Origin of the sequence: Ensifer sp. R-19 (assembly GCF_049905105.1) — a bacterium.
Classification (GTDB): domain Bacteria; phylum Pseudomonadota; class Alphaproteobacteria; order Rhizobiales; family Rhizobiaceae; genus Ensifer.
Genome location: NZ_CP184569.1, coordinates 1,584,056 through 1,604,643, shown reverse-complemented (window position 1 = coordinate 1,604,643; position 20,588 = coordinate 1,584,056). Strand labels below are relative to the sequence as shown.

Sequence of the window (20,588 nt, the reverse complement as noted above, 5' to 3'; positions counted from 1 at the left end):
GATCACTGAATATCGCGCTAAAAGAAATGCCCGCATTTGAGCGATGTGCGCCAAATGCGGGCATATTCATGAGGTGCAACGCGGGCGTGTGACCCGCGCACTGTCAGGCTCAGCCGAAGACGCGCTTGAAAATCGTGTCGACGTGCTTGGTGTGGTAGCCAAGATCGAACTTCTCGCGGATGTCTTCCTCGGAAAGCGCCGCACGGACTTCCGTATCGGCCAGCAGTTCCTCAAGGAAGTCCTTGCCCTGTTCCCAGACCTTCATGGCGTTGCGCTGCACGAGGCGGTAGGCATCCTCACGCGATACCCCTGCCTGGGTCAGCGCCAGCAGCACGCGCTGCGAATGAACCAGACCGCGGAACTTGTTCATGTTCTTGATCATGTTCTCGGGGTAGACGAGCAACTTGTCGATCACGCCGGTCAGGCGGGCAAGCGCGAAGTCGAGCGTCACCGTCGCATCCGGTCCGATCATGCGCTCGACAGAGGAGTGCGAGATGTCGCGCTCGTGCCAGAGGGCAACGTTTTCCATTGCCGGTACCGAGAAGGCGCGGACCATGCGGGCGAGACCCGTCAGGTTCTCGGTCAGAACAGGGTTGCGCTTGTGCGGCATTGCCGACGAGCCCTTCTGGCCCGGCGAGAAATACTCTTCGGCTTCGAGCACTTCGGTGCGCTGCAGGTGACGGATTTCCGTCGCCAGGCGCTCGATCGACGAGGCGATGACGCCGAGGGTGGCGAAGTACATGGCATGACGGTCGCGCGGGATGACCTGTGTCGAAACCGGTTCCGGCTTCAGGCCAAGCGCCTTGGCGACATGTTCTTCCACGCGCGGATCGATGTTGGCGAAGGTGCCGACGGCGCCGGAGATCGCGCAGGTGGCGACTTCCTCACGTGCGGCCAGCAGGCGTTGCTTGCAGCGGTCGAACTCGGCATAGGCAAGCGCCAGCTTGACGCCGAACGTCGTCGGTTCGGCGTGGATACCGTGCGAACGGCCGATCGTCACCGTGTCCTTGTGTTCAAAAGCGCGGCGCTTCAGAGCTTCGAGCAGATGGTCGAGATCCGCGAGCAGCAGATCGGTCGCGCGGACGAGCTGGACGTTGAAGCAGGTGTCGAGCACGTCGGACGAGGTCATGCCCTGGTGGATGAAGCGGCTGTCCGGGCCGACGAATTCGGCAAGATGCGTCAGGAAGGCGATGACGTCATGCTTGGTGACGGCTTCGATCTCATCGATGCGCGCGACGTCGAAGGTGGCAGCGCCGCCCTTCTCCCAGATCGTGCGGGCCGCATCCTTCGGGATCACACCGATTTCGGCAAGCGCATCGCAGGCATGAGCCTCGATCTCGAACCAGATGCGGAACTTGGTTTCCGGCGACCAGATGGCCACCATTTCCGGACGGGAGTAGCGCGGGATCATGGGCTTTAGCTTTCGTCGTCAGTGGAGGATGGCCGTGCCTCTAGCAAAGATAGCCGTGAAGCTCAACGCGTTTGGCTCGTGCGCTCGCTCGCCAGCCACAGGCTGACGCCGACGAGTATAGCACCACCGAGGGGCAGATAGAGGCGAAGCCCCATCACCAGAAACTGGTAGAACGCGATGAGCGAGGTGAAGGCGAGCTGGAAAAACCAGGTCCTGGTGCCGGCAGGCGCGTGCCATTGGGCGTAAAACTGCCGGTAGTCGAGAGCATAGAGCATCGCCGTCATCGCGACGGTGCCTAGCGAAAGGAAGAAGAAGTAAGCCGCAAAACGCGTTTCCGGCCGACGCCCCGAGGCTGCAAGTCGAGCCAGGAACAGCGATGGCGCCCAGGCCAGAAGCGCCCCGAAGCCGAAGATCAGAAGCAGCTCGGACAGATGAAAGGTGAGAGCACGCTCGCGAAGCCAGAGGCCACACCAGGCCGAAAGCACCATCGCGCCGCCCCAGAGCGGCGCACCGATGACAAGCGCCCGCATCGTCGGAAGGGATCGGGCGAACCGTCGTCGATGCAGGGCGCCTACTGGCGCCAGATCTGCTTTTGCCTCGACGCCGGCCGCCGCGTCGTTCATTTCGCGATCCGGGTCGGGATCGCGATCCAGCATCCATCGGTTGTGCCTTCGAAGCCGAGCGACTTGACGAGAACCATGATGACGTGGGTTTCGGAGCCGTCGTCATTCCGATGGGTGACGGCGCCACCGACCTGATAGCCGGTGGGGCAGCGGCGGCTCTCGGGCAAGCGGCTATCGTCCTGCAGGATGTCTGTTGCCGGCTTGCCGGCCTTCATCGTCATCGACAGACGAAAGCCTTTGACCTCCTTCAGGAAGTCCTTGCAGATGCCTTCCGGCTCGAAGGTTTTCTCTTCGAGCGTTACCGAATAGGTCTCGCGGAACCCTTCGTCGGCCGCAAAGGAATCGTAGGTCAGCGCCAGCGGCTTGGCGTTCGCCTCGGTGATCGGATTATAGGCGGCAAGCAGCCCGGGCGCATCAGCCAGGCGATAGGCGTCGATCAAGGGTGCCGCACGGCGGCGTGCCTCGTGACGCGCCTTGGAGAGCGGGCTGCCATCCTCGCGGCTGACGGCGCGCACCGGCGCGCCGGGCAAGAAACTGTCATTGCGCGTATCGATCACATAGATGGTCGAATAGGGAAAGCCGGAGCCATCCTGAACGCCGTATTCCTCGAAGGCGAAGACATTGCCGTCGGCCGAAAAGCCGATCGGCTGGAGCGCGGCATAGTCGCCCGCCGAGGCCGGCGCTGCGGCTGCCGCAGCGCCCAGCAAAAGCACGCCGGGCAGTGCCGCGCGCGGCGTCATCGATAGGCCTTCTCTGCCGGCGTGCGGATCGCCTCGATCGCCGTGCGATAGGCTTCGACGGAGCCGCCCTTGAAGATCGCCGAACCGGCGACGAGAACGTTGGCGCCGGCGCCGGTTGCGAAAGCCGCCGTGTCGGGCGTAATGCCGCCGTCGACTTCGATCTCGATCGGACGATCGCCGATCATCGCCTTGATGCGGCGAATCTTTTCCGCCGTAGCTTCGATGAACTTCTGTCCGCCAAAGCCCGGGTTCACGGTCATGACCAGGATGAGATCAACCTGATCGAGCACGTATTCGATGGCGCTTTCCGGCGTTGCCGGGTTGAGCGAGACACCGGCCTTCTTGCCGAGCGACCGGACGGTCTGCAGCGAACGGTGAAGGTGCGGACCGGCTTCGGCATGCACGGTGAGGATATCGCAGCCGGCTTTCGCAAAGGCTTCGAGGAACGGATCGGCGGGCGAAATCATCAGGTGGCAATCGAACGTCGCATCGGTGTAGCGGCGCAACGACTTGATCACGTCGGGGCCGAAGGTGATGTTCGGCACGAAGTGCCCGTCCATGACATCGAGATGGATCCAGTCGGCGCCGGCATCGACGACGTCGCGGACTTCCTGTCCGAGCTTGGAGAAATCGGCCGCCAGGATCGACGGAGCAATGCGGATAGGATGGGTCATGGCGCACTCCAGCGTGTTTTCCGCGCAATAGCACCGGCTGGCCGCGCAAACAACATGCCTGCGATCAAAGCTGCGTCAGCTGAGCTGCGACCAACACGGCATGAGGTCGTTTTCGGCCGGGGCCGCGTCATGAACGCCACGGGCGATGGCGCGTGCCATCGTCGATGCCGCCACCGCGCCGAGGTCGATGAAATCCTCAAGTGTGGGGGTCTTGCCGCTGGCGCCGGTGGCAAGCGCAAAGATGAGATCGCCGTCGAGCGGCGTGTGCGCCGGCCAGAGCGCTCGGGAAAAACCGTCATGGGCGGCGATTGCCAGGCGCTTCGCTTCGGCCTTTGTGAGCACTGCATCCGTCGCGATGACGGCGATCGTCGTGTTGGCGGCTGCGGACTGCCGGTCGCGGAACTTGATGCGGATATCGGCGGCGTCAGCGGGCAGGGGATGCGGCAGGCCGAGCGCACCGAACTCGCCATCAAGCTCGAAGGGTGCGGACCAGAAATGCCTGCTATCTCCAACGGTCGCCGAGCCGAGCGCGTTGACCGCGACGAGCGCGCCGATGGTGATGCCGCTTGGCAGAACGGTCGATGCCGAGCCGAGGCCGCCCTTGAAGGCGGCGGTCAGAGCGCCGGTACCGGCGCCGGCGGTTCCGGTCGCGAACGACGGGCCGGCGCGACGAACCGCCTCGAAGCCGAGTTCGCGATAGGGCGGGTAACGTCCCCAGTCCTTGTCGCCGCCGTTGATCAGGTCGAACAGGATGGCGGTGGGCACGATCGGTATCCGGTGCGGACCGACGGCAAAGCCGCGGCCCATTTCTCTTAGCGCGGCCTGGGCTCCGGACGCAGCATCGAGGCCAAAGGCCGAACCGCCGGAAAGCACCAGGGCGTCGACTGTCTGCACCGTATTGTGCGGGTCGAGCAGATCGGTTTCCCGCGTTCCGGGCGCGCCGCCCAGCACCTGAACCGCAGCGGTTGCCGGGGGATCGCAGAGGATGGCGGTGACGCCGGATTTCAGCCGGTGATCCTCGGCATTGCCGACCGTCAGGCCCTCAACGTCGGTAATCAGGTTCAGCGGTCCGGTGCGCATCATTGGGCGGTTCCTTCGGCAGGCGCGGGCACGAAGCGGCTGCCTTGCCACTGCATCAGGCGATAGGGATTTTCGGCGCGCTCGTGCTGCGCGTTGAAGGCAATGGGGCCGAGCACGGTCGGATAGGGTCCTTTGGCGAATGCGTCGAGAAGGGGCTTGTCGTCCTTTTCCGCCTGGTCCTTGGCTTGCTCGAGCAGGGAGACCGCCGCAAAGGCGGACAATACGTAGCCATCCGGTTCGGTTCCGGCGGCGCGCAAGGCATCCGCGACCGGTTTGCCCTCGGGCGATTGCGATGCGTCCGGCAAGGTGACCGCGAAAACGCCATCGGCGAGCGGCACGGTGAGATCGGCGGCATTCAGCGCATCGCCGCCGAGCAAGGCGAGGCTCGCGCCTTCGCCTTGCGCATCGCGCGCGATCACCGCCGTGTCCTGCCTGTCGCCGCCGGTAAAGACATGGGTCGCGCCGCTCTTCACCAGTCGCCGCACCAGGTTGACCTGCTGCTCCTGGGCGGGCCGATAGGTGTCGGTGAAGACCGGTGTCAGCCCAATTTCGCCGAGGGCGGAGCGTACGCTTTCAACCAGTTCCCGGCTGTGGATGGTTCCATCGTCGATCAACGCGATCGGCTTGTCCTTCCAGCGCTGGACGATGGTGTCGACGATGCTGGCAGCCTCGGCGTTACCGCTCGGCGCAAGACGGAAGAGCGGCCACTTCTTCTTCAGCGCATCTTCCATCAGGACATCGGAACGCACACTGAGGGTGATGGCGGGAAGGCCCGCTTCGGCAAGTGCCGGAAGTGTGGCGTCCAGGCTTTCGGTGCAGAGAAACCCGATCGCTGCCTCGGCGCCGGCCGCAAGCAGCGCCTTGGTCAGCGCTTCATTGCCGGCCGTATCGCAACTCTCTGGAATGACGACGATCTCACTGCCGCGATCGCCGGCCTGGAACGCGGCGCCATCGATGATCTGCTTGCCGAGAGGTGCAAACGGGCCTTCGACCGGCGCGACGACGGCCACCTTGATGCCGGCTGCCGCGGCGGGTGCGGCCTGTACCAGTCCGGCCACGACAAGGCTGGCGACGATCGATCGAAGCATTCATTTTCTCCGCTGCCGCATTTTCCCCGGATCAGGAGGGATCCTGACCCTGCGGCGAGCCCAAACATTGCCTTATCCGTGCCGGTCGCGACGGGCGCGCGGCACGGTAGTGGCCGCATGTTTTAAGGATGTGCCCTGCCGCGTCAAAGGAAAAGATGTGACTTCGGCCGCGGATGGTTCTATCCGCGTCGCTGCCGTGTCGCAGATCTGCAAGATTCTCCTTGCAGCGGGTTTCATATTTCCCGGTACTGTCTATGTATGTGGCTGACTTCGCTCGGAGAAAGAATTGTTGGACAAGAGCCGGCTGGACCCCATCAGTTACCGCGACGCCATGAGTCGCCTGGCCGGTCACGTGCAGATCATCACCGTGGCCGATGGTGTCGAGCGGCGCGGTGTCACGGTCACCGCATCCTGCTCCGTGTCCGACAGTCCGCCGACGATTCTGGCCTGCCTCAACGGCGCCAATCCGCGCAATGAGATCTTCACGCGCAGCGACAGTTTCGCGCTCAATCTGCTTGGCGATGAACATCGCGCCATGGCACACGCTTTTTCCGGCCGCGATCAGCTCGACATGGATCTGCGCTTTGCCCTTGGCAAGTGGACCAAGCTGACGACAGGCTCTCCGATCCTCACCAACGCGATCGCTTCGTTCGATTGCCGGCTCATCGAGGTGAAGACGATCGCCACGCATCTGGTGCTTTTCGGCGAAGTCGTCGATGTCGCCATCGGACCGGCGCGGCCGCCACTCATTTATGTGGACCGCGGATACCACTCGCTATAAGTTTTACGTGGCGAGATTTCGTGCCCATCGAGACATGAGAAGATCGCCGTAAGCCTTTGAGTTGGAAGGGTGAGTTCATTCGCTTTTCAACATCAAGTTATCGATTCGAGCCGTGGCGGAGGAGACATGGCGACACAGGCGACCACAGCCCTGCCGCAGTCCATCGAGGAGACGATGGCGCTGCTGGAGGCGCATGACTATCTCGCGGGAACGGCGCTGGCGACGGTGCTGTTTCTGGCGCTCAGGATGAAGCGCCCGCTCTTTCTCGAGGGCGAAGCAGGCGTCGGCAAGACCGAGATCGCCAAGGTTCTGGCAAAGGCGCTCGATCGGCCTCTGATCCGGCTGCAATGTTATGAGGGCCTCGACGTCGCCTCGGCCGTCTACGAATGGAACTATCCGGCACAGATGCTGGAAATCCGCCTATCGGAAGCAGCCGGCAAGGTCGATCGCAAACGGATCGAAAGCGATATCTTTTCCGAACGCTTCCTGATCCGCCGCCCGGTCCTGCAGGCAATTTCTTCCAGTGCGGGCCGCGCGCCTGTCTTCCTGATCGACGAGCTGGACCGGACAGATGAGGCCTTCGAGGCGTTCCTGCTCGAAGTTTTGTCCGATTTTCAGGTCACGATACCGGAACTTGGAACAATCCGGGCGGACGAACCGCCAATCGTCATCATCACCACCAACCGCACCCGTGAGATCCATGACGCGCTCAAGCGACGCTGCCTCTATCACTGGGTCGATTATCCCAAGGCGGCGCAGGAGCTGGAAATTATCCGCCGCAAGGTGCCCGGCTGCAACGCGACGCTGTCGCGCGAGGTCATCGCCTATGTGCAGCGGCTGCGGACGGTCGACCTCTTCAAGAACCCGGGCGTTGCCGAAACGATCGACTGGGCAACGGCGCTGACGGAACTCGACCGACTGGCGCTCGATCCGGAAACGATCGCCGATACGCTCGGAACATTGCTCAAGTACCAAGACGACATCGCCAGGATAGAGGGTGCCGAGGGGCGCAAGCTGCTCGCCGAAGTCAAGGCGGAACTGCTGGCAGCGGGCTGACGATGGAGGTGCGGGAGCAGCACAGGGATGGTGCCATTGTCCCGCCGCCAGGGGAAAGCGACGGCCGGCTTGCCGACAACATCGTCTTCTTCGCACGCGCCCTGCGTCGCGCCGGCATCAAGATCGGGCCCGGGGCGATTGCCGATGCCATCGATGCGGTGGCGCTGATCGGGATCGGCGGCCGGGATGCGTTTTACGCCGCACTGCAATGCGTCTTCGTGAAGCGCCATGAGGACCAGCCGGTGTTCGACGAAGCTTTTCGGCTGTTCTGGCGCTCGCGCGGCCTCGTCGAGAAGATGATCGCGATGATGTCGCCGCTGGCGCCGGAGCGCGAAAGCGAGCGGCAACAGCGGCGGGCCGGCGAGACACGCGTCAGCGATGCGTTGCTTTCCGGGCACGAAGCGGATCGACCGCCACGTGAGGAACCCGAGATCGATATCGATGCGCGCTTCACGGTTTCGGGCCGCGAGCTCCTGCGTCGGGCCGATTTCGCGCAGATGAGTGCTGCCGAACTTGCCGAGGCGAAACGCGCCCTTGCCGCGCTGACGCTGCCGATGGACCGTGTCGTAACCCGTCGCTTCCGCCCATCGAAGAGGCAGATCCGCATCGACCCGCGCGCCACCGTGCGTGACGCGATGCGTTTCGGCGGGGAACTGATCCTGCCGCGGTTCCGGGAGCGGCGTGTGGTGCATCCGCCGCTCGTCGTGCTTGCCGACATCTCGGGCTCGATGAGCCAGTACACCCGCATCTTTCTGCATTTCCTGCATGCGTTGACCGAGGAGCGGCGGCGCGTGCACACCTTCCTGTTCGGCACACGGCTGACCAATGTCTCCCGCCAGTTGCGCAATCGCGATCCGGATGCCGCGATCGACGACTGCGTGGCTGCAGTGAAGGACTGGTCCGGCGGTACGCGCATTGGCGAAACGCTGCATGAATTCAACAGACGCTGGTCGCGGCGCGTGCTCGGACAAGGCGCCATCGTGCTGATGATCACCGATGGCCTGGAGCGTGACGATGTGGGCGATCTTGAAATCGAAATCGATCGACTGCACCGGTCCTGCCGCCGGCTGATCTGGCTCAACCCGCTGCTGCGCTTCGACGGCTTCGAGGCGCGTGCGCGCGGCGTCAGAGCGATGCTGCCGCATGTTGACGAATTCCGGGCGGTGCACAATCTTGAATCGATTGGGGAACTGGTGAAGGCGCTTTCCGGGCAGGGATCCCGGCAGGCTGACCCGCGGCGGTTCCTCGGATCTTGATCTGTCCGGCGGGAGGGTGGCAACATGCTGGAAGCTGCAAATGTTCTGGATCCGCTCGACATCGCCCAAGCCTGGATGAAGGAAGGGCGTAAGGTGGCGATTGCCACTGTGATCGAAACCTGGGGCTCGGCGCCGCGCCCCGTCGGCAGCCATCTGGTGATCGACGGCGACGGCAATTTTCAGGGCTCGGTTTCCGGCGGCTGCGTCGAAGGCGCCGTCATCACCGAAGCGGCAGATGTCATCGCTTCGGGCGCGCCAAGGATCCTCGATTTCGGCGTTGCGGACGAAACCGCCTGGCGCGTCGGGCTTTCCTGCGGCGGCAGGATTCGGGTCTTTGTTGAACGGGTCGAAGGCTAGCGATGGAACGGAGCATTCTTGAAGCACTCAATGCGGCGCGTTCGGCGCGTCGGGCGGTTGTCACTGTCAGCGCTCTCGCCGGCAGCAGCAGCCAGCTCTATTTTGAGGGCGATGACTGTCCCGACGCCTGGCGCGTTCCGGTCGCGCGAGCCCTGCAATCCGGCAAGGCCGGGATCGTGGAGACGGAGCAGGGCGCTTTCTTCCTCAATGTCTACTTGCCGCCGCCACGCATTCTCGTCATCGGCGCCGTGCATATTTCACAGGCTTTGGCCCAGCTGGCGCCCGTTGCCGGTTTCGACATGACGATCATCGATCCGCGTACGGCCTTCGCAACGCTGGAACGTTTCGCTGGCGTCGAGCTCATCGCCGAATGGCCCGAGGATGCCTTGAAACAAAGGCCGCTCGATCGCTTCACCGCCGTGGTGGCCGTCACCCATGATCCGAAGATCGACGACGAACCGATCCGCGTCGCCCTTGCAGCTGGCTGTTTCTACGTCGGCGCGCTCGGCAGCCGGAAAACCCATGCGACACGGGTCGAGCGGTTGCGACAGGCCGGTGTTTCCGATGCCGACATAGCCCGAATCCGCGCGCCGATCGGCCTCGATATCGGTGCGGCGAGCCCGGCCGAGATCGCCGTCGCCATCCTGGCCGAAATCATCGAGGCGCTACGGCGCCGCGATACCAGCCATGTCAAAGGAGTGATTGCGTGAGGTTCGGTCCAGTCAAGACCAGCGAAGCGGAGGGCGCCATGCTGGCGCATGCGGTCAAGACGGATGAGTTCCGGCTGCCGAAGGGTCACCGGCTTTCGCCCGCCGATATCGCCGCCTTGATCGCCTGCGGCACGCTGGAGGTGGTTGTTGCGCGCCTTGACCCCGGCGATCTCATGGAAGACGAGGCCGCAACGCGCATTGCTGCGGCAATCGCACCCGATCACCTGCGCTTCTCCCAGGCAGCAACCGGCCGGGTGAACGTCTATTCTCGGGTTGCCGGTCTCTTCGTCGCGACGCGCGACACTGTCAACCGATTGAACCGCATCGATCCGGCGATCACGCTCGCCTGCCTTGCCGACCATGTGCCTGTGCAGGCCGGCGACATGGTCGCAACGATCAAGATCATTCCACTTGCCGTGGCCGGTCAATTCGTCGAGGAAGCACAGAAGCTGCTCCGGAGCCATGCCGCCTTCGAAGTGAAACCCTTTTCCGCGCGACGCGCAGCGCTAATAGCAACTCAGTTGCCGACACTGAAGCCCCAGGTCATGGACAAGACGAGAACCATCCTGGCGGCCCGCCTGCGGCAGTCGGGAAGCGAGCTTGTGACCGAGCGACGCGTCGCACACACGGAAGGCGCGGTCGCCGCAGCAATCGACGACCTCCAAGCCGCCCATGACCTGCTGGTGGTCTTCGGGGCTTCCGCTGTCGCCGATCCGGATGATGTCATTCCTGCGGCTGTCCGGCGGGCGGGCGGCGTCGTCGATCATGTCGGCATGCCTGTCGATCCCGGCAATCTCCTCGTTCTTGGCCGTGTCGGCGAGATCCCCGTGATCGGGGCTCCCGGATGCGCCCGCAGCCCGCGCGAGAACGGATTCGACTGGATCCTCGACCGTATCCTCGCCGGCGAGTGGCCGAGCTTCGACGATATAACCGGCCTTGGCGTCGGCGGTTTGCTCGGTGAAATCCCGACCCGGCCGCAGCCGCGCGAAAAAGCAACGGCGTTGCCGTCGGGCCCGGTGGAGATCGTGGTTCTGGCCGCCGGCCGCGCCAGCCGGATGGGACCGGACGGCGGACACAAGCTGCTGGCGACCTTTGACGGCGTGCCGCTGGTTCGCCGCAGCGTCGAGGCGGCGATCGCAGCAGCGCCCGGCAGGGTTGTCGTGGTCACCGGCCACCGCGAGACCGATATCCGCGCTGCGCTGGAGGGCCTGCCGGCGGAGCTCGTCTCGAATCCAGACTACATGTCCGGAATGGCCTCATCTCTGACGACTGGACTTTCGGCCATCAACGAGCGATCCGCGGGCATGTTGGTCATGCTCGCCGACATGCCGGGCGTCAGCAGCGGCGATCTGCGCAGGTTGCTCGATCGTTTTGCGGCCGAAGGCGGCCGCGCCGTCATTCGGGCAACCGCCGATGGGCAACGCGGCAATCCGGTCATCCTGCCGCGGCAAACCTTTTCCGCTGTCCGTCTTTTGGTTGGAGACGTTGGCGCAAGGCACATCATCGAGAAGTGCGGACTGCCGGTCATCGATGTCGAGCTTGGTTCGGCGGCGCGGCTTGATCTCGACACGCCGGAGCAGATTGTGGCTGCCGGCGGTATCCTGGAGGAATGAACGCGTGGACAATGCTGCCATCGAGGAGATGTTCGAGACGCTGGGGCCGGTGACCATCAAGCGGATGTTCGGCGGCAAGGGGATCTATTGCCAGGGCATCATCTTCGCACTCGAGGTCGACGGAGAAATCCTCCTGAAGGGGGACGAGCAGACGGCGCCGACCTTCGAGGCGGCCGGCTCCCGGCAATGGGCCTATGATGGCAAGGGCAAGCCGGTGAAGATGCCCTATTGGAGCATACCGGACGACGCCTTTGACGACCCCGACGAGATGGCGCGCTGGGTGCGGCTTGCCTATCAAGCAGCGTTACGATCGAGAAAATAGAGGATAAACCCGCCAGCGGAGGCAATCCGCGACGACTGCGCCGCTAGAGCATCCCGCTCTCAAGTGGAATCACTGGAGGCGGAAAGATGCTCTATAATCAAAGTGCTAGAGCGTCCTTTGTGCCTTCGCTTGAACGCACGGCGCTCTTGTGCTCCAGCCTGCGCAACGCATCGACTGCGTCGGTCGTAAAACGTGACAGCGGCTGGGGCAGGGCATCGAGATCGAACCAGCCGAGAGCGGAAAGCTTGTCCGGCTCGGTGAGTTCAGGCTCACCGATAAAGTCCCGGGTCACATAGATCATCGAGATCCAGTGCTGGCGGTCAGCCTCGATCACCTGTTCGCTGAGGCAGAGGAACTCGCTCGAACGGATCTGGAGGCCGCTTTCCTCTTCGGCCTCGCGCCGCGCTGCGGCTTCCGAGCGTTCCATATGATCGACCTTGCCGCCGACGATGTTCCAGTGCTCGGCTTCAGGCGCGTTAACGCGCTTGTAGAGCAGGATCTTGCCGTCGCGCACGATTGCAAGTCCGCAGCCGAGACCCGGAAAATCGATGCCCGGCAGGCCCATAGGTTTAATCAGGCCTTGCCGGCAATCAGCATGAAAGCGGGGATTTCGTCGCCGAAGCCAACGGGCGTCGGGCCGTCATCATAGTCGCGGCGGTGACGGTTGCGGCGATCGCGATTGTCATCGTTGGCCGGGTTCGATGCGCGCACCGGACGATCGGCGCGGTTGTTCTGTCCCTGCTTGTTTTCTGCGCTGCGTGCCGGTTTCACCGATTCCGCCCTTTCCACGACTGTTTCAACTTCGGCCTCACTATCGACACGCACGGTATCGGATTTATGATCGGCGCGAGCCCTCGGGCCGCGTTCCCCATCTTTTTTCCGGTCCTTGCGGCCATCGCGATCGCGACCGCGATCGCGGCGACCGCTGTCGTGGCTTTCCATCGGCTCGGGCAAATTGGAAAGGTCGCCGTTCAGCCATTCGACCTTCTGGCCGATCAGCTTCTCGATCGCATCGGAGAACTTCGTGTCGCGCTTGGTCACAAGCGTGAAGGAGGCGCCAGAGCGACCGGCACGGCCGGTGCGGCCGATCCGGTGAACATAGTCTTCCGCATGGATCGGAACGTCGAAGTTGAAGACATGGCTGACATCGGGGATGTCGAGGCCGCGGGCAGCAACATCGGATGCAACGAGCAGCGTGATATTGTTGTCCTTGAAGCCGGCAAGCATGGCCATGCGCGAGCGCTGGTCCATGTCACCATGCAGGGCGCCGACCGAGAAGCCATGACGCTCGAGCGACCGAAAGAGGTCGGCGACATCCTTCTTGCGGTTGCAGAAGATGATGGCGTTCTTCAGATCGTCCTGGGCGCGAATCAGATCGCGCAGCACCGCGCGCTTTTCGTAATCCTTGGCGTGCGCCGCGACGAAGCGCTGTGTCACCGTCTGTGCCGTGGAGGCCGGGCGGGCGACTTCGACGCGCTCCGGGTTCTGCAGGAAGCGATCAGCGAGCTTCTGGATTTCCGGCGGCATGGTCGCCGAGAAGAACAGAGTCTGACGCGTGAACGGGATCATCTTGGCGATGCGTTCGATGTCGGGAATGAAGCCCATGTCGAGCATGCGGTCGGCTTCGTCGATGACCAGGATCTCGACGCCGGTCATCAGCAGCTTGCCGCGCTCGAAGTGATCAAGCAGGCGGCCGGGCGTGCAGATCAGAACGTCTGCGCCGCGCTCGAGCTTGCGATCCTGCTCATCGAACGAAACGCCGCCGATCAGAAGCGCGATGTTGAGCTTGTGGTTCTTGCCGTACTTGTCGAAGTTCTCCGCGACCTGGGCGGCGAGTTCGCGCGTCGGCTCCAGGATGAGCGTGCGCGGCATGCGGGCGCGGGCGCGGCCCTTTTCCAGCAGCGTCAACATCGGCAGCACGAACGAAGCTGTCTTGCCCGTACCTGTCTGGGCGATGCCCAGAATGTCACGACGCTGCAGGGCCGGCGGAATGGCGCCAGCCTGGATCGGGGTCGGGATTGTGTAGCCCGCATCGGTGACAGCGGAGAGAACTTTTTGGCTCAGGCCAAGGTCAGCAAAATTGGTCAAAGGGAAATCTGTTTCCGTTCCGGTTCAATAGAACACTGATCGATCGATGGAAAACGCACGAGACGTGGCCGCGCTCATAAGCTGAACGTCGCTGAAAGTCAAGAAATCCAGCACGTTGAAGCAGCAAAAGGTAAATAGTGGCGAATCTGTCGCATTTCTTGTCAAGCCGCGCAAGACCTGGAGACAACGAAACGACCCGTCAGTTCATGTAGGAGGCGAGCTTCCGGCTGGCATCGAGAAAGCGCATGGGATCCACCGCCTCGCCATTCAGGCGGATTTCATAATGAAGGTGCGGACCGGTGGAACGACCCGTATTGCCGGACTTGGCAATGACTTCACCATCCGTCACCTGGTCGCCGACCTTCACCAGAACGGCGGAGAGGTGGGCGTATCGGCTCGACACGCCGTTTCCGTGGTCGATTTCGACCATGTTCCCGTAGCCGCCGGTCAAGCCGGCATTCGTCACGGTGCCGGGAGCGGCCGCGCGAATGCGCGTGCCGACCGTCGCGCGGAAGTCGATGCCGGCATGGAGCGCCAGGCGACCGAGGAAGGGATCGAGACGGTTGCCGAAGTCGCTGGTGATGTCGCTCGCCGGAGACGGGTTGCCGAACGGTAGCGCGCGGACCTGCGCCCGCGTCCGTTCGAGTTCCAGAAGAGCCGAATCGAGAGCTGCCAGCGACTGGCCGAACTCGTCATCATTCGCCGGTTCGACGAACGGGCCGCCAATCGCGCTATCGGCAGAGTCCGAAGTCGCGGCGGGGACCATTGCTGCGACATCGCCGACCGACAGATCGACGCCGGTCCGACCGACGATCGAGCGAATCGCACCCGACGTCTTTGCAGCACCATCCGTCAGTTGCTTCAGTCGCGCCATTTGTTCGAGTTCGACGTCCTTCAGCGACAGCGTCACTTTGGAGAATATCCGGTCGGCACGGTCCGAGGTCGATTCGGCCGCATCGGGTGCGGCATAGGCGAGGGGAGCGGGACGAATTGCACCGGTGACCGACGCGCCGCTCAGGCCCATCAATTTCTCGATCGCCTTTACGCCGCCGCTGCTGGCGTCGGCCCGTTTCTCAAAGGCGAGGGGTTCAATCTCCGGGGTCCCGTTGCTTTCCGTCGTCAGGCCGGAACTTTCGGCCCTTTCGACCAGGGCGCCGAGCTTTCCGTTGCGCGAGGTCAGCGCCATCTGCTGGCGCAGCAGCTTCTCGACCTTTTCTTCGACCACCTGCTGGTCGAGCAGTTGCCGGCTGGTGACGCGATCGACCTGCGCTCTCAATGCCGTGATTCGATCCTCGTATTCGTGCTGCATTCGCGCCTGGCGGGCGATCGTGCCGCCGATGAGATCGTCGCGCAGGACCAGATAGGATGTGGCCGCGAGATAGCCGATGCTGCAGACGCCGGCGAAGGATACGGCGATTGCCGCCATCCAGGGACGAACCGTCATGTGTCGAACCTTGTCGCCACTTGCCAGTATCAGAACGTGATTTTCCTTACGTTTTCCGAAGGCACGATTTGCCGAACGTCCAGACACCCGTTCTCTCCCGCCATGTGCGCGTTGCCTCGCATCACCTGCGGATCATTACACTTCGTTAGGGTTAACAATTGGTAAGGATGATTGCGGTTGCGTGATGCGGCTATCGGTTGGTCGAGGCAGTCATCGAGCGATAGAAGGACGGCGTCAGTCCGGCCTCGGCGCGGGCAATGTCGTTGAACGGTGCCTTCAATGGTCCGCGAAAATTGGCGCGCACCAGCGCCTGGAAGGTCGCTGCGGGATCCTTCTTCTCGCGGGCGCAGAGAAAACGGAACCATTTGGCGCCGACGGCAACATGGCCTTTCTCGTCTTCGTAGATCACATCCAGAACGGCGGCGCTCTCGACGTCGCCGGTTTCGCGCATCTTGGCCTGAAGGGCCGGCGTCACATCGAGACCGCGCGCTTCGAGAATGAGCGGCACCACGGCAAGGCGGGCCGTCAGGTCGTTGCGGGTATCGTGCGCCGCCTGCCAGAGCCCGTCATGGGCAGGCAGGTCGCCATAGTCTGCACCGAGATCGTTCAGCCGCTGCCGGACCAGCCGGAAGTGCTTGGCCTCCTCGAAGGCGACACGCATCCAGCCGTCGAAGAAGGAATTGGGCACCGGCTCGGTCGCAAAGCGGGCGACGATATCGAGGGCCAGGTCGACGGCGTTCAACTCGATATGGGCGATCGAGTGCAGCAAGGCGATGCGTCCCTTGAGGGAACCGAGCGACCGCCGCTTCACGTGCGTCGGCGGTGTCAGTACCGGCTTGTCCGGCCGCCCGGGGCGAACCGGAACGGGTCGGTCGAGCGGCGAGCGCAGCGACAGCGTGCGGCGCTGCCAGCGCCTTGCCGTTTCTTGCGCAAGCGCCGTCTTGACCTCGAGGTCGGCGGCGCGAATCGCTTCGACTGCGCCGCCCCGCAGGCTGTGAAACACGGGCAATTCGGTCATGGGGTTCCTCAGAGGGCCTTCGCGGCGGCCAGGACCTCCTGGGCATGACCGTCGACCTTCACCTTTTCCCATACCCTGACGACGACGCCGTCGGCGCCGATCAGGAAGGTGCTGCGTTCGACGCCCATGTACTTGCGGCCGTACATCATTTTCTCGACCCAGACGCCGTAGGCAGTCACCACAGCCTTTTCCTCGTCGGCGGCGAGCGTCACTGTGAGGTTGTGCTTCTTGGCGAAGCGATCGTGTTTCTTCACTGAATCGGGTGACAGGCCGATCAGCGTTATGCCGGCTGCGACAAACTCTTCGGCAAGTTCGGAGAACGAGATCGCCTCCAGCGTGCAGGCCTGCGTATCGTCCTTCGGATAGAAAAACAGCACGACGGGGCGGCCGCGAAAGGCGGAAAGCGAGATCGTGCCGCCGCCATCGCGCGGCAGCGTGAAATCGGGAGCGACATCTCCGGGAACGGGTCTTGCCATGATTAAACCTTCCTTCTGCCAAGTTTTGCAGACAATCGGACGCTACTGCATGTCGCCCTTGATCGTTGCCGATCAATGCGAAATCTGCGGCAACTCAAAGTTCTACAGCGACTTTTGCGCGCCTCTAAAGGCACGCGGCGCTGTAGGGCATATCGAAATTCGTCGACTGCCGTCCAGCGCATTTGTGCTAGATTCGACAGGTTTCGGACGGCGTCAGCCGCTACGAAGCGTTGCAGTCGCTCGCCCGCGCGATTCCCGTTGAGGGTGGTGGCTTTCCACAGCATGGTCCAGCGTCTCATGGTGACTCTGCACGACGACATGTGGTCTACAGGAAACGAGAAACAGCCGTCCGCAACGATTGAAAAGAAGGCGCGGCGAAAGAGCTCGTATCGAACGGAGGACGTCCGCGCTGATGAGTGAGATCCGCGGCGAAAAAGTCGGCTTTCGCAAGAAAGACATCGTCGCGCTGCATGCGTTGCCTTCGGCGCAGGCTCACGATCCCATGATCGTGCACGCACCACGCAAGCGCGCCCTGCTGCGTCTCTGTGCCAAGATTGCCCTGTCCATATCCCTGCTCGCCCTCATCATAGGGGCGATCCTCGTGACCGTGATCGAAAGCGGCATGATGGACAGCACGCTGAACGCGCGTGCCCGGACGGCCCTCAATGCTGCGCTCGGAGACGCCTACCGCGCCGACGTCGGCAGCACGGTCGTGCGCGTGACGGCAAGCGGCGCGATTGCGCTCAAGGCCCGCGAGGTGGCGCTCAGCGAAGCGGCATCCGGCCAACCCGTCGCGAAGCTTCGCTCGATCTCGATCGCACTCGACCCATTGGCGCTGATGACCGGCCGCATCGCCGTCTCCAGCCTTGAAGCGGAAGGCGGCGATTTCGATACCGGGCTCCTTCCTCGGGGCGAGCCGCTCGATCTCACCAAGATCCGTATCGCCGATGTCGGCGATGCGCTCGAGGCCCTGTTCTCCCATGTCGACCGCATGTCGCAGATGGCGGCCGGGCGGGGCAGCCAGACCGTAACACTCTCCGACTTCAGTTTTTCCGTCGTCGGCGCCCGCAACCGCGTCGTTCCGGTCGTCGCCTCCGCACTCGAATTCAACCGGGATGCCAGCGGTTCGATGAGCGTCAAGGGCAGCGCCACCGTCGATGGTGTCGAGGTCGATATCACCGCCGACGCGCTTGGCCAGAGAGGGCACGTGACCGGCTTTGATGCGGCGATCACCAATCTGCCTCTCGCGCCGTTCTTCTACCACGGCAAGTCGGGTGCGGAGCAGGCCTTTGGCATCGACGCGACGGCAGGGCTGACGTTGAACGCGACGCGGGCAGTCGGGGAGGCGAAGCCGGATCTGCGCGTGGCAGTGCGCACCTCCAAGGGCACCTTCCATGCCGGCGGCCTCGTCTCGACGCTCAATCCGTCGCAAATGGACATCGCCTATGATTTCGGGCGCTCCGCGGTCGAGATCCTGCCATCGGTCGTCAAGATCGGCCGCTCGACCTTTCCGTTCACCGGCGCGGTCATCGACCTCGACAAACTTGCCGGCGCCACGGACAATGGCTTCGCGATCGATCTCCTCCTGAAGAACGCAAGCTCGGCCCCGGAAGACGTCACCGATCAGCCGCTGACCTTCGATGCCAAGGCAAGCGGCCGGTTCACCGCAGACACCCACCGGTTGATCTTCGATCAGCTCGCCGTGTCGAGCCCGCTTGGCTCGATGTATGGCTCGCTTTCGGTCGCCTTCGGCAAGACCTCGCCGCAGATCAGCTTTGCCGCCGTCAGCGACCGCATGGAGGCGACGGCCGTCAAGCAGTTGTGGCCGTGGTGGATCGCCAAGGGCGCTCGCCGTTGGGCGATCGGCAACCTCTTCGGCGGCATAGTCACCAATGCGCGCATCGAAGTGTCAGTTGCCGAAGGCCGGATTGCCAACAACGAAGGGGAGTTGAAGCTCAACGAACAGGAGCTCAACATCAACTTCGACATCGACGACACCCGCATCAACATAACCGGCGAGATACCGCCGCTGCGCGACACCTCCGGCAAGTTCAAGCTGAGCGGCCAGCGCATGACGGTTGAGATCGGGCAGGGCACCGCCTATTTCCCGTCGGGACGGTCCGTGGCGCTCAACGGCGGCGACTTCATCCTCCCCGATGTCTACACCAAGCCGCTGATGGCGGAGATGAAGATCGAGGTTGGAGGTGCTGCGGATGCGATTGCCGAACTCGTCACCTACAAACCGATCCAGGCACTGCAAAAGACGTCGCTGCTGCCGGAGGACTTCAGCGGTCCTCTCACCGCGCTTGTCGGTGCGCGCTTCGGCCTGATCTCGGACCAGCGCCCGCCCAAGCCGCTGTGGCAGGTGGAGATGCAACTGGACAAGGTCAGCGTCAACAGGGCGTTCTATGGCCGGCCGGTATCCGACCTCGTCGGAACGTTCCGGGTCGACAATCAGCAGGCCGTGCTCGATGCCGACGCGCAACTGGAGGGCGCCAAGGTCAGCATTGCGTTGACGGAACCGGTCGATAGCGATTCGAAGGTCAAGCGCTCGCGTGAGATTTCAGGCACCTTGGACCAGGGTGTCTGGCAGAAGCTGGCGCCGGGCCTGTCGAAGATCGTCTCCGGACCGATCAGTGCCGACGTGACGATTGGCGATCAGGATCGGGTAGAGGCGAAGATCGGGCTCGCAAAGGCCGCTCTGTCCTTGCCGTGGATCGGCTGGAGCAAAGGAGCCGGCATTCCGGCGGAGGCGCGTTTCACGGCGAGCAAGTCTAATGACACCGTCGTCATCTCCGATTTTGCCGTCGCCGGAGACGGTTTCGGTGCACGGGGTGATCTGCAGGTGGACGGTGGCGGACTGGTCTCCGCCCGCCTCGACAACGTCCGACTGGCCCAGGGCGACGACTTCAAGGTTTCGGTCGACCGCGGCAAGGGGGGCTATACGGCCACGCTCAGCGGCGCCGCTGCAGACATCAGGCCGATCCTCGCGCAGATGAAGGCGGGAAGCGACCAGAGCCAGGGCGGCGGCGACGACATCACCATCAAGGCACAGCTCGATCGCGTCACTGGCTTCAACGGCGAATCCCTGTCGAATGTGAACCTGGTCTATGCCGAACGCGGCAGCCAGATCGAGGACGTCAATCTTTCGGCTGTCACCGGCAGCGGTCAGGCACTTGTCGCCCGGATTGCCAAGGCCGGCGCCGATAATACGCTTGAGCTGACCACAGGCGACGCCGGCGCGCTGGCACGCTTTGCCGATATCTACCAGAACATGCGCGGCGGCCTGCTCAATCTCAAACTGCGCGATCGTGGCGGGCGTTCCTGGCGCGGGAGCGTCGACATCCGCAAGTTCCAGCTCGTCGGCGAACAACGCCTGCAATCGATGGTGTCGACGCCAACAGGCGCCGACGGGCGAAGCCTCAACCAGGCCGTCCGCCGCGACATCGACGTGAGCTCGGCCCGCTTCGAGCGCGGTTTCGCCCAGCTCGCGCTCGACCGCGGCGCGATCCGCGTCGATGGCGGCGTGTTGCGCGGCACCGACGTCGGCGCGACCTTCCAGGGGACGGTGCGCGATAACAACGGCATCATGGATATGACCGGCACCTTCATGCCGGCCTATGGCTTGAACCGTATCTTTGGCGAACTGCCGCTGATCGGCGTTCTGCTCGGCAATGGCCGCGACCGCGGCCTGCTCGGCATCACTTTCAAGCTCAACGGTCCCTTCAATCAGCCGAAGTTGACGGTCAATCCCCTGTCGATCATCGCGCCGGGCGTCTTCCGCAGCATCTTCGAGTTCCAATGAAAAAGGCCGGCGTGGTGGCCGGCCTCAGTCATCTATTCGTTGTGGC

General features: G+C 63.4%; 19 protein-coding genes. 8 read left to right on the top strand and 11 right to left on the bottom strand.

Translation table 11 applies throughout. The annotated features are described in order from the left end of the window. Positions 1–109 precede the first annotated feature (109 nt). The 6 genes from purB to ACN9MO_RS07805 form a co-directional block, all read right to left on the bottom strand. Positions 110–1,411, bottom strand: coding sequence for an adenylosuccinate lyase (gene purB, locus ACN9MO_RS07830; RefSeq protein ID WP_057250170.1), 1,302 nt, complete (start codon positions 1,409–1,411; stop codon positions 110–112). Between the two features lie 62 nt (positions 1,412–1,473). Further along, positions 1,474–2,034, bottom strand: coding sequence for a hypothetical protein (locus ACN9MO_RS07825; protein ID WP_425987031.1), 561 nt, complete (start codon positions 2,032–2,034; stop codon positions 1,474–1,476). Further along, a complete protein-coding gene (locus ACN9MO_RS07820) occupies positions 2,031–2,774 on the bottom strand; it encodes a DUF2259 domain-containing protein (protein WP_113479912.1) in 744 nt (247 codons plus the stop codon). Before ACN9MO_RS07820 ends, ACN9MO_RS07825 begins: the two co-directional genes overlap by 4 nt. Then, positions 2,771–3,448 (bottom strand): ribulose-phosphate 3-epimerase, encoded by a 678-nt coding sequence (rpe, locus tag ACN9MO_RS07815; protein WP_057250174.1) that lies wholly within the window; start codon positions 3,446–3,448, stop codon positions 2,771–2,773. Before rpe ends, ACN9MO_RS07820 begins: the two co-directional genes overlap by 4 nt. 75 nt (positions 3,449–3,523) lie before the next feature. Next, positions 3,524–4,531, bottom strand: a complete 1,008-nt coding sequence (locus ACN9MO_RS07810; RefSeq protein ID WP_057250176.1) for a P1 family peptidase — start codon at positions 4,529–4,531, stop codon at positions 3,524–3,526. Then, the gene (locus ACN9MO_RS07805; protein ID WP_057250178.1) at positions 4,528–5,616 is read right to left on the bottom strand and encodes a branched-chain amino acid ABC transporter substrate-binding protein; all 1,089 of its coding nucleotides are present in this window, start codon (positions 5,614–5,616) and stop codon (positions 4,528–4,530) included. The genes ACN9MO_RS07810 and ACN9MO_RS07805 overlap by 4 nt, the downstream gene beginning before the upstream one ends. Before the next feature lie 331 nt (positions 5,617–5,947). Here ACN9MO_RS07805 and ACN9MO_RS07800 point away from each other — a divergent pair, with 331 nt between their 5' ends. The 7 genes from ACN9MO_RS07800 (at position 5,948) to ACN9MO_RS07770 (ending at position 11,711) form a co-directional block, all read left to right on the top strand. After that, entirely contained in the window at positions 5,948–6,397 is a 450-nt protein-coding gene (locus tag ACN9MO_RS07800; protein WP_082615818.1) for a flavin reductase family protein, read from the top strand. Positions 6,398–6,523: 126 nt separating this feature from the next. After that, positions 6,524–7,453: an AAA family ATPase gene (locus tag ACN9MO_RS07795; protein ID WP_057250181.1), complete on the top strand. Its 930-nt coding sequence runs from the start codon at positions 6,524–6,526 to the stop codon at positions 7,451–7,453. 2 nt (positions 7,454–7,455) lie between these two features. Next, positions 7,456–8,709, top strand: coding sequence for a vWA domain-containing protein (locus ACN9MO_RS07790; RefSeq protein ID WP_057250183.1), 1,254 nt, complete (start codon positions 7,456–7,458; stop codon positions 8,707–8,709). 24 nt (positions 8,710–8,733) lie between these two features. Then, positions 8,734–9,066, top strand: a complete 333-nt coding sequence (locus ACN9MO_RS07785; RefSeq protein WP_057250185.1) for an XdhC family protein — start codon at positions 8,734–8,736, stop codon at positions 9,064–9,066. Between the two features lie 2 nt (positions 9,067–9,068). Then, positions 9,069–9,776 (top strand): XdhC family protein, encoded by a 708-nt coding sequence (locus tag ACN9MO_RS07780; protein WP_057250188.1) that lies wholly within the window; start codon positions 9,069–9,071, stop codon positions 9,774–9,776. After that, entirely contained in the window at positions 9,773–11,389 is a 1,617-nt protein-coding gene (locus ACN9MO_RS07775) for an NTP transferase domain-containing protein (RefSeq protein ID WP_057250190.1), read from the top strand. The genes ACN9MO_RS07780 and ACN9MO_RS07775 overlap by 4 nt, the downstream gene beginning before the upstream one ends. A 4-nt stretch (positions 11,390–11,393) precedes the next feature. Beyond that, positions 11,394–11,711 (top strand): TfoX/Sxy family protein, encoded by a 318-nt coding sequence (locus ACN9MO_RS07770; protein ID WP_057250192.1) that lies wholly within the window; start codon positions 11,394–11,396, stop codon positions 11,709–11,711. A gap of 97 nt (positions 11,712–11,808) precedes the next feature. On the opposite strand, the gene ACN9MO_RS07765 is transcribed toward ACN9MO_RS07770, so the two are convergent. From ACN9MO_RS07765 to ACN9MO_RS07745, 5 genes are all read right to left on the bottom strand, one after another. Continuing rightward, positions 11,809–12,276 (bottom strand): NUDIX domain-containing protein, encoded by a 468-nt coding sequence (locus tag ACN9MO_RS07765; protein WP_057250194.1) that lies wholly within the window; start codon positions 12,274–12,276, stop codon positions 11,809–11,811. Between the two features lie 8 nt (positions 12,277–12,284). After that, the gene (locus ACN9MO_RS07760) at positions 12,285–13,799 is read right to left on the bottom strand and encodes a DEAD/DEAH box helicase (protein WP_057250195.1); all 1,515 of its coding nucleotides are present in this window, start codon (positions 13,797–13,799) and stop codon (positions 12,285–12,287) included. Between the two features lie 199 nt (positions 13,800–13,998). Beyond that, entirely contained in the window at positions 13,999–15,330 is a 1,332-nt protein-coding gene (locus ACN9MO_RS07755) for a M23 family metallopeptidase (RefSeq protein WP_057250197.1), read from the bottom strand. 103 nt (positions 15,331–15,433) lie between these two features. Next, on the bottom strand, positions 15,434–16,261 hold the full coding sequence (locus ACN9MO_RS07750; protein WP_057250198.1) for a ferritin-like domain-containing protein: 828 nt from the start codon (positions 16,259–16,261) through the stop codon (positions 15,434–15,436). A gap of 8 nt (positions 16,262–16,269) precedes the next feature. Beyond that, entirely contained in the window at positions 16,270–16,737 is a 468-nt protein-coding gene (locus ACN9MO_RS07745; RefSeq protein WP_057250200.1) for a peroxiredoxin, read from the bottom strand. 412 nt (positions 16,738–17,149) lie between these two features. Here ACN9MO_RS07745 and ACN9MO_RS07740 point away from each other — a divergent pair, with 412 nt between their 5' ends. Further along, complete coding sequence (locus ACN9MO_RS07740) at positions 17,150–20,542, top strand: DUF3971 domain-containing protein (protein ID WP_057250202.1); 3,393 nt, start codon at positions 17,150–17,152, stop codon at positions 20,540–20,542. Positions 20,543–20,588 lie beyond the last annotated feature (46 nt).

What these genes read in the sequence shown, in the direction of transcription:
- ACN9MO_RS07810 (WP_057250176.1), bottom strand. Translation starts at nt 4,531, where the DNA reads ATGATGCGCACCGGACCGCTGAACCTGATTACCGACGTTGAGGGCCTG.
- ACN9MO_RS07745 (WP_057250200.1), bottom strand. Translation starts at nt 16,737, where the DNA reads ATGGCAAGACCCGTTCCCGGAGATGTCGCTCCCGATTTCACGCTGCCG.
- ACN9MO_RS07790 (WP_057250183.1), top strand. Translation starts at nt 7,456, where the DNA reads ATGGAGGTGCGGGAGCAGCACAGGGATGGTGCCATTGTCCCGCCGCCA.
- ACN9MO_RS07750 (WP_057250198.1), bottom strand. Translation starts at nt 16,261, where the DNA reads ATGACCGAATTGCCCGTGTTTCACAGCCTGCGGGGCGGCGCAGTCGAA.
- ACN9MO_RS07795 (WP_057250181.1), top strand. Translation starts at nt 6,524, where the DNA reads ATGGCGACACAGGCGACCACAGCCCTGCCGCAGTCCATCGAGGAGACG.
- ACN9MO_RS07800 (WP_082615818.1), top strand. Translation starts at nt 5,948, where the DNA reads ATGAGTCGCCTGGCCGGTCACGTGCAGATCATCACCGTGGCCGATGGT.
- ACN9MO_RS07765 (WP_057250194.1), bottom strand. Translation starts at nt 12,276, where the DNA reads ATGGGCCTGCCGGGCATCGATTTTCCGGGTCTCGGCTGCGGACTTGCA.
- rpe (WP_057250174.1), bottom strand. Translation starts at nt 3,448, where the DNA reads ATGACCCATCCTATCCGCATTGCTCCGTCGATCCTGGCGGCCGATTTC.
- ACN9MO_RS07805 (WP_057250178.1), bottom strand. Translation starts at nt 5,616, where the DNA reads ATGCTTCGATCGATCGTCGCCAGCCTTGTCGTGGCCGGACTGGTACAG.
- ACN9MO_RS07780 (WP_057250188.1), top strand. Translation starts at nt 9,069, where the DNA reads ATGGAACGGAGCATTCTTGAAGCACTCAATGCGGCGCGTTCGGCGCGT.
- ACN9MO_RS07825 (WP_425987031.1), bottom strand. Translation starts at nt 2,034, where the DNA reads ATGAACGACGCGGCGGCCGGCGTCGAGGCAAAAGCAGATCTGGCGCCA.
- ACN9MO_RS07820 (WP_113479912.1), bottom strand. Translation starts at nt 2,774, where the DNA reads ATGACGCCGCGCGCGGCACTGCCCGGCGTGCTTTTGCTGGGCGCTGCG.
- ACN9MO_RS07785 (WP_057250185.1), top strand. Translation starts at nt 8,734, where the DNA reads ATGCTGGAAGCTGCAAATGTTCTGGATCCGCTCGACATCGCCCAAGCC.
- ACN9MO_RS07740 (WP_057250202.1), top strand. Translation starts at nt 17,150, where the DNA reads ATGAGTGAGATCCGCGGCGAAAAAGTCGGCTTTCGCAAGAAAGACATC.
- purB (WP_057250170.1), bottom strand. Translation starts at nt 1,411, where the DNA reads ATGATCCCGCGCTACTCCCGTCCGGAAATGGTGGCCATCTGGTCGCCG.